At 71.2% G+C, this 8,835-nt stretch carries 8 protein-coding genes; 3 read left to right on the forward strand and 5 right to left on the reverse strand.

Annotated elements, in window-relative coordinates; all coding sequences use genetic code 11:
* Genes ACFWPQ_RS42580 through ACFWPQ_RS42600 form a run of 5 tightly spaced genes read right to left on the reverse strand, consistent with a single transcriptional unit; the run spans position 1 to position 6,191 of the window.
* A complete protein-coding gene (locus tag ACFWPQ_RS42580; protein WP_384047727.1) occupies positions 1 to 402 on the reverse strand; it encodes a cobalamin B12-binding domain-containing protein in 402 nt (133 codons plus the stop codon).
* Positions 402 to 1,979: a methylmalonyl-CoA mutase family protein gene (locus ACFWPQ_RS42585; protein WP_384047730.1), complete on the reverse strand. Its 1,578-nt coding sequence runs from the start codon at positions 1,977 to 1,979 to the stop codon at positions 402 to 404. Before ACFWPQ_RS42585 ends, ACFWPQ_RS42580 begins: the two co-directional genes overlap by 1 nt.
* On the reverse strand, positions 1,976 to 3,418 hold the full coding sequence (locus tag ACFWPQ_RS42590) for a FadD3 family acyl-CoA ligase (protein WP_384047732.1): 1,443 nt from the start codon (positions 3,416 to 3,418) through the stop codon (positions 1,976 to 1,978). Before ACFWPQ_RS42590 ends, ACFWPQ_RS42585 begins: the two co-directional genes overlap by 4 nt.
* The gene (locus ACFWPQ_RS42595) at positions 3,415 to 4,593 is read right to left on the reverse strand and encodes an amidohydrolase family protein (protein ID WP_384047735.1); all 1,179 of its coding nucleotides are present in this window, start codon (positions 4,591 to 4,593) and stop codon (positions 3,415 to 3,417) included. The genes ACFWPQ_RS42590 and ACFWPQ_RS42595 overlap by 4 nt, the downstream gene beginning before the upstream one ends.
* 35 nt (positions 4,594 to 4,628) lie before the next feature.
* Positions 4,629 to 6,191 (reverse strand): AMP-binding protein, encoded by a 1,563-nt coding sequence (locus ACFWPQ_RS42600; RefSeq protein WP_384047738.1) that lies wholly within the window; start codon positions 6,189 to 6,191, stop codon positions 4,629 to 4,631.
* Between the two features lie 82 nt (positions 6,192 to 6,273).
* On the opposite strand from ACFWPQ_RS42600, the gene ACFWPQ_RS42605 reads away from it, so the two are divergent.
* The 3 genes from ACFWPQ_RS42605 (at position 6,274) to ACFWPQ_RS42615 (ending at position 8,790) form a co-directional block, all read left to right on the forward strand.
* The gene (locus ACFWPQ_RS42605; protein WP_384047741.1) at positions 6,274 to 7,257 is read left to right on the forward strand and encodes a 2Fe-2S iron-sulfur cluster-binding protein; all 984 of its coding nucleotides are present in this window, start codon (positions 6,274 to 6,276) and stop codon (positions 7,255 to 7,257) included.
* 83 nt (positions 7,258 to 7,340) lie between these two features.
* Positions 7,341 to 8,060: an enoyl-CoA hydratase/isomerase family protein gene (locus tag ACFWPQ_RS42610; RefSeq protein WP_384047744.1), complete on the forward strand. Its 720-nt coding sequence runs from the start codon at positions 7,341 to 7,343 to the stop codon at positions 8,058 to 8,060.
* A complete protein-coding gene (locus ACFWPQ_RS42615; protein ID WP_384047747.1) occupies positions 8,050 to 8,790 on the forward strand; it encodes an alpha/beta hydrolase fold domain-containing protein in 741 nt (246 codons plus the stop codon). The genes ACFWPQ_RS42610 and ACFWPQ_RS42615 overlap by 11 nt, the downstream gene beginning before the upstream one ends.
* The last annotated feature ends 45 nt before the right edge of the window (positions 8,791 to 8,835 follow it).

An 8,835-nucleotide genomic window follows, 5' to 3' on the forward strand; every position in this document is an offset into this window, starting at 1 on the left:
TCAGCCCTCCCGGGCGGTCAGGGCGCGGATGTCCGCGACGATGGCGGGCAGTGGGGTGCCGGTGGGAAACACGGCCGCCGCGCCGGCCTCCCGCAGCAGCGCCACGTCGGCGGCCGGGATCGTGCCGCCGACCACGACGGGGATGTCGTGCGCGCCCGCCGCGCGCAGTCCGCCGACCGTGCGGCGGGTCAGCGTGACATGGGCGCCGGAGAGGATCGACAGGCCGACCACGGCCACGTCCTCCTGGACGGCGGTGGCGACGATGTCCGCCACCCGCCACCGGATGCCCGTGAACACCACCTCGAACCCGGCGTCGCGCAGCCCGCGCGCCACCAGCTTGGCCCCGCGGTCGTGCCCGTCGAGCCCGGGCTTTGCGACGAGGATCCGCACCGGCCCGGTCATCAGAACACCACCGGCTGCCGGAACTCGCCCCACACCTCGCGCAGGGCTCCGGCCGTCTCGCCGACCGTGCAGTAGGCGTTGGCGCAGGCGATCAAGGGATCCATGAGGTTGGTGTCTCCTTCGGCGGCGCGTCTCAGCTCGGCGAGACGGGTTCGCACCTCGGTGGCGCTGCGCTCGGCCTTGACCTGGGCGAGCCGTTTCAGCTGCCGTTCCCGTCCCTCGGCGTCGAGTTCGTAGGTGGCCAGGTCGGGCGGGGGCTCCTCGGCGGTGAAGCGGTTGACGCCGACGACCGGCCGTCGCCCGGAGTCGACCTCCTGGTGCAGCCGCCAGGCCTCGTCGGCGATCAGCCCCTGGAGGTAGCCGTCCTCGATGCAGCGGACCATTCCGCCGTGCGCCTCCAGATCGGCCATGATCGCGGCGATCCGCTCCTCCGTGGCGTCGGTGAGCGCCTCCACGAAGTACGACCCGCCCAGCGGGTCGGCCACCCGGGCCACCCCCGTCTCATGGGCGAGGATCTGCTGGGTGCGCAGGGCGAGCGTGGCCGACTCCTCGCTGGGCAGCGCGAAGGGCTCGTCCCAGGCGGCGGTGAACATCGACTGCACGCCGCCGAGCACGGAGGCGAGGGCCTCGTAGGCGACGCGCACGGTGTTGTTGCGGGCCTGCGGCGCGTACAGCGAGGCCCCGCCGGCCACGCAGCCGAAGCGGAACATGCACGCCTTGTCGGTCCGCGCGCCGAACCGCTCACGCACGATCGTCGCCCACCGCCTGCGCCCCGCACGGTACTTGGCGATCTCCTCGAAGAAGTCGCCGTGCGTGTAGAAGAAGAAGGAGATCTGCGGGGCGAACTCGTCGATGGTCATGCGGCCGCGCGCCAGCACCGTTTCGCAGTACGTCACTCCGTCCGCGAGCGTGAACGCCATCTCCTGCACGGCGTTGGCGCCCGCGTCCCGGAAGTGCGCTCCCGCGACCGAGATCGCGTTGAAGCGGGGCACCTCGGCGGCGCAGAACTCGATGGTGTCGGCGATGAGCCTGAGCGACGGCTCGGGCGGCCAGATCCAGGTGCCGCGCGAGGCGTACTCCTTCAGGATGTCGTTCTGGATGGTGCCGGTCAGCCTGGCGCGCGGGATGCCGCGCTTCTCGGCGGCTGCGACGTAGAAGGCGAGCAGGACGGCCGCCGTGCCGTTGATGGTGAAGCTGGTGCTGATCCGGTCCAGCGGAATGCCGTCGAAGAGGATCTCGGCATCGGCGAGGGTGTCGAGGGCGACTCCGACGCGGCCGACCTCGTCCGTGTACTCCGGGTCGTCGGAGTCGTAGCCGCACTGGGTGGGCAGGTCGAGCGCGACCGACAGGCCGGTGCCGCCCTGGTCGAGGAGGTAGCGGTAGCGGCGGTTGGACTCCTCGGGGGTGCCGAAGCCGGAGTACTGGCGCAGGGTCCAGGTGCGGCCCCGGTAGCCGGTCGGGTAGTTGCCGCGGGTGAAGGGGAACGTGCCGGGGTCCGGGGGTTCGGCGCGCAGGTCGGCGGGGCCGTAGACCGGCTCGAGGGGGATGCCGGACGCGGTGCGGGGGTCGTCGGTCATGACAGCTGGTCCTTCATCACCTTGCCGGTGGCGTTCAGCGGCAGCTCCGTGCGGAACTCGACCTGCCGGGGCACCTTGAAGCCCGCCATCCGCTCCCTGGCCCAGGCGATCAGCTCGGCCTCCGTCACCGTGCCGCGGGGCACCACGAACGCCTTGCCGACCTGGCCCATGCGTGCGTCCGGCACGCCGATGACCGCGGCCTGGGCGACGGCCGGGTGCCGGAGCAGGAAGCCCTCGATCTCGGCCGGGTAGGCGTTGAAGCCGCCCACGATGAACATGTCCTTCTTGCGTCCGACGATCCTCAGCCGCCCGTCACCGTCCATCTCGCCCAGGTCGCCGGTGTGCAGCCAGCCGTCGGGGTCGACGGTCTCGGCGGTGGCCTCGGGGTCGTCGAGGTAGCCGAGCATGACGGCGTAGCCGCGCACGAGGACCTCCCTGTCCTCGCCCAGGCGCACCTCGAAGCCCTCGCAAGGCTTGCCCACGGTGGTGGCGACGGCCTCGTACGGGTCGCCGGGCCGGGACGCGGTGACGGTGCCGGCCTCGGTGAGGCCGTAGCCGGTCATGAGGTGGGTGAAGGGCAGTTCGGTGGTGATACGGCGGACCAGTTCGACGGGGATGTCGGCGGAGCCGGTCACCGCGACCCGCAGCGACGACAGGTCGTGCTTCTCACCCGCCTGGAGGAGGGAGTGGTAGAGCGTCGGCGGTCCCGGCAGGATCGTGACCCGTTCCCGCGCCACCAGCTCCAGGACGTGCTCCACGTCGAAGACGGCGACGGGGAGCACGGTCGCGCCCCGGATCATGGAGGCGACCAGACCCGCCTTGTATCCGAAGATGTGGAAGAACGGGTTGACGATCAAGTAGCGGTCGCCTTGGCGTAGTCGGGCCAGCTCGCACCATTCGGCGTACAGGCGGAGGGTCTGGCCGTGCGTCGTCATCACGCCTTTGGGGCGGCCGGTCGTGCCGGAGGTGAAGATGATGTCCGCGACGTCGTCCTCGCCGACCTCGCGTTCCAGCGGTTCCCCGGAGCCGAGGAATCCGTCCGCCCGCAGGTCGACGACGGGGACCCCGGGTGGTCCGGCGAACTCCCGGTCCAGGAAGCCGTTCTGGACGCACAGCGCCTTGGCGCCGCTACGGACGACGATGTCGTGGGCCTCCTCGTCCCGGAACCGGGTGTTCACCGGGACCAGCACGGCTCCCGCGGTGAGCGCGCCGAACGCGGCGATCGCCCACTCGGCCGAGTTCGGCGCCCACACCGCGACCCGGTCGCCGGGCCGGACGCCCACCGAGGCGAACGCCCCGGCAGTGCGCCGGACTTGATCGGCGAAGTCGGTGAAGGTGAGCCGCAGGTCGCCGTCGACCAGGGCCTCCGCGTCCCCGAACCGGTCGGCGGCGCTGCGCACCAGTTCGGGGATGCTGCGCCACGGCACCGTCGCGGTCATGCGTCGATCAGCCGGGCCAGGTTGCCGCCCATGACCCTGGCCTTGTCGGCCTCGGTCAGCCTGGCCAGGTGGTCGACGTAGGTGACCGGGTCGGCAAGGCCCTCCGGGTGGGGGTAGTCGGAGCCGAACAGGACGCGTTCGATGCCGATGAGGTCGCCGAGCCGGGCCATGTCCTCCTCCCAGAACGGGCTGATGTGGATGTTCCGCCTGAAGACCTCGACGGGGTCCTCGTGGAACTCGTGGGGCATCTTCTTGTGCACGTCCGCCAGTCGGCCGAGCAGCGGTTCCACCCAGGAGGCGCCGTTCTCGATGACGGCGACCTTCAGCTCCGGGAAGCGGGAGAGCGTGCCGTGGCAGATCAGCGACGAGACCGCGTCCTCGATCGGCCGCCACTCGATGACCTGGCGGAACGCGTTGGGCTTGAACGGCAGGAACTCACGCTGGTTGCCCTCCCAGTCGTTGGCGTAGCGGGCGTAGCCGCTGTCGGAGGAGTGGAAGGCGACCAGCACGCCGGTCTCGACGACCCGCTTCCAGAACGGGTCGAACTCCGGCAGCGCGAACGAGCGCGTGGCACCGAAGCCGGGCACGGGCGCCGGCCGGACCAGGATGGCGCGGGCGCCGCGCTCCACCACCCAGTTCAGTTCCTCGACCGCCCTCTCGACGATCGGGAGGGTGATGACGGGCACCGTGAAGATGCGGTCCTTGTAGGTGAAGGACCAGGTGTCGTGCAGCCATTCGTTGAGTGCGTGGATGACCGTGTGGATCAGCTCCGGGTCGTCCTTCATGCGCTCCTCGATGAGGCTCGCGAGCGTCGGGAACATCAGGCTGCGCTGGATGCCGAGCTCGTCCATGAGCTCCAGGCGCGGGGCCGGTTCACGGAAGGCGGGCACGGAGCGCATCGGCTCGCCGAATATCTCCCGCCGGGTCTTGCCGGTCGGGTTGCCGACCTTGAAGTACTCCTCCATGGCCCCCGGTCGGGCGACCACGTCGAAGGTGGGGTTGGGGATGTACTCGCTGATCTGCCCACGGATCGCGATCTTCGTGCGGCCCCGGACGGTCACGTACTCGATGGCCCCGTCGTACTCCTTGGGCAGGTACTTCGTGAGCGCTTCCTGCGTCTCGTAGAGGTGGTTGTCCGCGTCGAAGAGCGGATACGCGAGCGCGCGAGAGGGCATGAGATCCTCCTTCACCAATCTTGAGAATCGTATTCTCACTGTGCGGCAGTGGCAATGTTCCGGCGGAGCTCGAACTTCTTCACCTTCCCGCTCGGTGTACGCGGGAAGTCGTCGACCGTGCGGATCTCCTCGGGCCACTTCTGCCGGGCCAGTCCGGACCGCTGGAAGTGCACCCGCACCTCGGCCAGGACCGGCGCGGACCAGCCGGGACGCATGCGCAGGACGGCAGCGGCCCGCTCCCCCAGGCGCGGGTCCGGGACGGCGACCACGGCGGCTTCGGCCACCCCGGGCAGGCCGAGCAGGACGTCCTCGACCTCCAGGGCGCTGATGTTCTCGCCGCCGCGGATGATGACGTCGGCCTTGCGGTCGGTGACGGTCAGGTATCCGTCGGCGTCGAGCACGCCGATGTCGCCGGTGCGGTACCAGCCGTCCGCGTCGAAGGCGGCGGCGGTCAGGGCGGGGTCGGTGTAGCCGAGGCAGAGGTCGGGGCCGCGGGTGAGGATCTCGCCGTCCTCGGCGAGCCTCAACTCCACGCCGGGCAGCGGGAGTCCGTCGGTGTGCAGCCGCTTGACGGCCGGGCCGTCGTAGGGGGTGCAGGTCACGGACGGATGCTCGGTGGAGCCGTAGGCCCGGAAGACGCCGATGCCCAGGGACTCCAGCCGGGTCGTCACGGCGGAGGCGACCGAAGCGCCGCCCAGACCGGCGTACTTGAGGTGTGCGATGTGCTCGGGCGTGCAGTCGGGGTGGTCGAGCAGGCTCGTCATGTAGTACGTGGCTCCCCCGCCGACCGTGAGCCCCTCGGCCCGCATGAGCGCGAGCGCCTGGGCGGGGTTCCAGACGTCCCCGAGGTCGACCGGGGAGCCGTCGAGGACGGGGATGAGGAAGGCGTTGATCATGCCGATGAAGTGGCCGACCGGCGCCACGGTGAACTGCCGTCCCCGGTCGGGCGGGTAGCTCGCGGCCAGTTGGCGCGTCTCGTAGCCCAGGGTCCGGTGGCTGTGGATCACGCCCTTGGGGTCCCGGGTGGTGCCCGAGGTGAAGGCGACGAGCGCGGGCGCGTCCGGGTCGACGGGGAGTACGCCGGCCAGGGGTTCGGCCGCCAGCAGTGCGTCGAAGTCGCGGCCGACGACGCCGAGGACCGGGACGTCCTTGTACGGCTCTGGACGGAACTCGGTCCGGCCGAAGCGCGCGGCCGCGAAGAAGACCTTGGGGCGGGTCGCGCCGAGGATGTAATCGACCTCCTTCGGCCCGTAGAAATGGACGACCGGCACGACCACCGCGCCAAGGAAAGCGCAGGCCCAGAACACTGCGGCGGCTTCCATCCAGTTGGGCAGCTGCATGGCGACCGCGTCGCCGGGGCCGACCCCGCGCGCCCGCAGCCCGGCGGCGAGCCGCCGCGCCACCCGCTCCACGTCGGCGAAGGTCCCGGCCCACGGCCGCACCTCGGAGTGCACGCGGAACCCCACGTCCCCTGCTGCGGCCAGGCCGACGGTGAGCAGCTCACCGAGGGTCTCGCGGGTCCACCAGCCCTCGGCCTCGTAACGCGCGGACAGTCCGGGCGGCAACGGCCGCAGAGCACCGGGAGAAGTCGTCGTCATGGCAGGAGTCCTCCTCATCACGGTCACCATTGCACCTGTAGGAGAATTGCACTCTCCCATAGCGAGAAGGTAAGTTCCATACATGGCACGGGATCACGGCTTCCATCCGGTGCGGATCACCCGGATCGTCGACGAGACGCCGGACACACGCACCTTCGCCCTCGACGCGTCGTTCCCCTACCGGGCGGGGCAGTTCCTGACCTTCAAGGTGTGCGGAACACTGCGCAGTTACTCGATGTCGTCCTCGCCCGACACCGACGGCGAGCTGTGCGTGACGGTCAAGCGAGTGCCGGGCGGGCTGGTCTCCGGCTGGATGCACACCAACTTGCGACCGGGAGACACTCTTGAGGCCACCCGGCCCGGCGGCTCCTTCTGCCTGCACGGGGACGCGACGGGCCGGCCGTTGGTCGGTTACGCCGGCGGGAGCGGGATCACGCCGGTGTTCTCCCTCGTCAAGAGCGCACTCGCCACGACACCGCGCACGATCGGACTTCTGACAGCCCATCAGAGCGAGGGCTCGGCCATCTTCCGCGGGGCAATCGACGCCCTCGCCGCTCACCATCCCGGCCGGCTCCGCCTCCACGACCACCTCGACGAACGGGACGGACTGGTGGGCGCGGAGGCGGTACGCGGCCTCGCCGACGGCGACGCGGATCACTACATCTGCGGGCCGGAGCCGTTCATGGCACTGGTCGAGAGCACCCTGCTCGCGGCGGGGACACCCACAGAGCGGATCTTCGTCGAGCGGTTCACGCCGGTGGCTGCCACCGAGGCATCGGCCGAGCCCGTCCCCGGCACCGTCACCGTCGACCTGCGGGGACAGCGCCGTACCGTGCCGCAACGCGCGGGCGAGACCCTGCTGCAGAGCGCGCGCCGAGCCGGATTCACCCCGCCCTTCTCCTGCGAGTCCGGGGACTGCGCCACCTGTATGGCACGGCTGACCGACGGCGAGGCCAAGATGCGCGTGAACAACGCCCTGGAACCGGACGAGATCGCCGAGGGCTATGTGCTCACCTGCCAGGCCGAACCCACGACCGCCGAGGTGACCGTCGTCTACGAGGACTGACACCCGCCGAGACATCGGCACGCGCCGAGCCATTGGCACCCGCCGGACCATCCGCACCCGCCCGTTCGACCGGAAGGCCACGCATGGTTGACCTGGAGATCGAGGACGGCCTGGCCGTCGTCACCATCGACCGCCCGCACGCCCGCAACGCCATCGACCCGGCCACCATGGGCGAACTGGACAAGGCCCTGGACGCGGCCGAGGGTTCAAACGCCCTCGTGCTGACCGGTGCGGGCGACAAGGCGTTCGTGTCCGGCGGCGATCTGAAGGAGCTGGCGCGGCTGCGCACCGAGAAGGAAGCGGCCGGGATGGCACTGCGGATGCGGGCGTTGTGCGACCGGATCGCCGCCTTCCCGGGACCGGTGGTGGCCGCGCTCAACGGGCACGCCTTCGGGGGCGGCGCGGAGGTCGCGGTCGCCGCCGACATCCGGGTCGCCGCCGCCGACATCCGCATCGGCTTCAACCAGACGAAGCTCGCCATCGTGCCCGCGTGGGGCGGTGCCGAGCGGCTGGCCCGGCTCGTCGGGCCGGGCCGGGCACTGCTGCTGGCGGGGACAGGGCGCGTGCTGGATGCGGACGAGGCCGAACGGCTGGGCCTGGTGGACCTGGTGCTGCCCCGTGCCGGCTTCGACGATGGATGGCGTGAGGTGGCGCGGTCGCTCGCCACCACACAGGCCGGCGAGATCAAGAACCTGACCACCCGGGTCAGCCCGGCGCGGGAGGCCGCGGCGGCCTTCGCCCGGCTCTGGGTGTCCGACGAACACTGGCAGGCGGCGGAGAAGGTGGTGTCCCGTGGCAGGTGAGATCCACGTCGAGGAAGGGCCGTTCGGGCCGGAGGTGCGGCCCGAGGGCACGGCCGTCGAGCAGACCGTGCTGTATCTGCACGGCGACCCGCGGCTGGCGGGCACCCCGCAGGACGCCGTGCCCACGGCGCGCGAACTGGCCCGGCACACCGGCTGCACGGTCGTGTGCGCCCGCTACCGGCTGCACTTCCCCGAGGCCCTGGAGGACGTGTCCGCCGCCTGGCAGCACTGTCGCGACCGTGGCCCCGGCCCTGCGGCCGTGGCCGGCAAGCGGCTGGGCGGTGCCCTCGCCGCCGGCCTGCTGCTGCGGTTGCGCGACGAAGGGGCGGCTCTGCCGACCTGTGCGGTCCTGTCGTCGCCGGTGCTGGACTTCACGCTGGACGCGTCCAGTCTGCTGCTCAACGCGGCCGCCGACCGCACGCTCGACGCCGAGGCCCTGTCCGTCCGGGCGGCCGCATACGCGGGCACGACACCGCGCAGCCAACCGCTGCTCAGCCCGCTGCACGGCAACCTCCACGGCCTGCCGCCGATCCAGCTGCACGCGGCGGGCACGGAGATGCTCCTGGACGACACGCTGTCCCTCGCGACCCGCGCGGCGCACTCGGGGGTCGAGGTCGACATGCGGATCTACGAGGACTCCTCCGCGCAGGGGCTCAGGCAGCTGGAGGCGACGGCGGCGTTCCTGCGCACCTGGTGCTCGACCGGCCTGGCGACAGCGCAGCGAAGCTGAACGCCGCCGTACGGGACGACAGTGGTGGCCCGGACAACATCCGGG

The organism is Streptomyces sp. NPDC058464 (genome assembly GCF_042721035.1).
Taxonomy (GTDB): Bacteria; Actinomycetota; Actinomycetes; order Streptomycetales; family Streptomycetaceae; genus Streptomyces.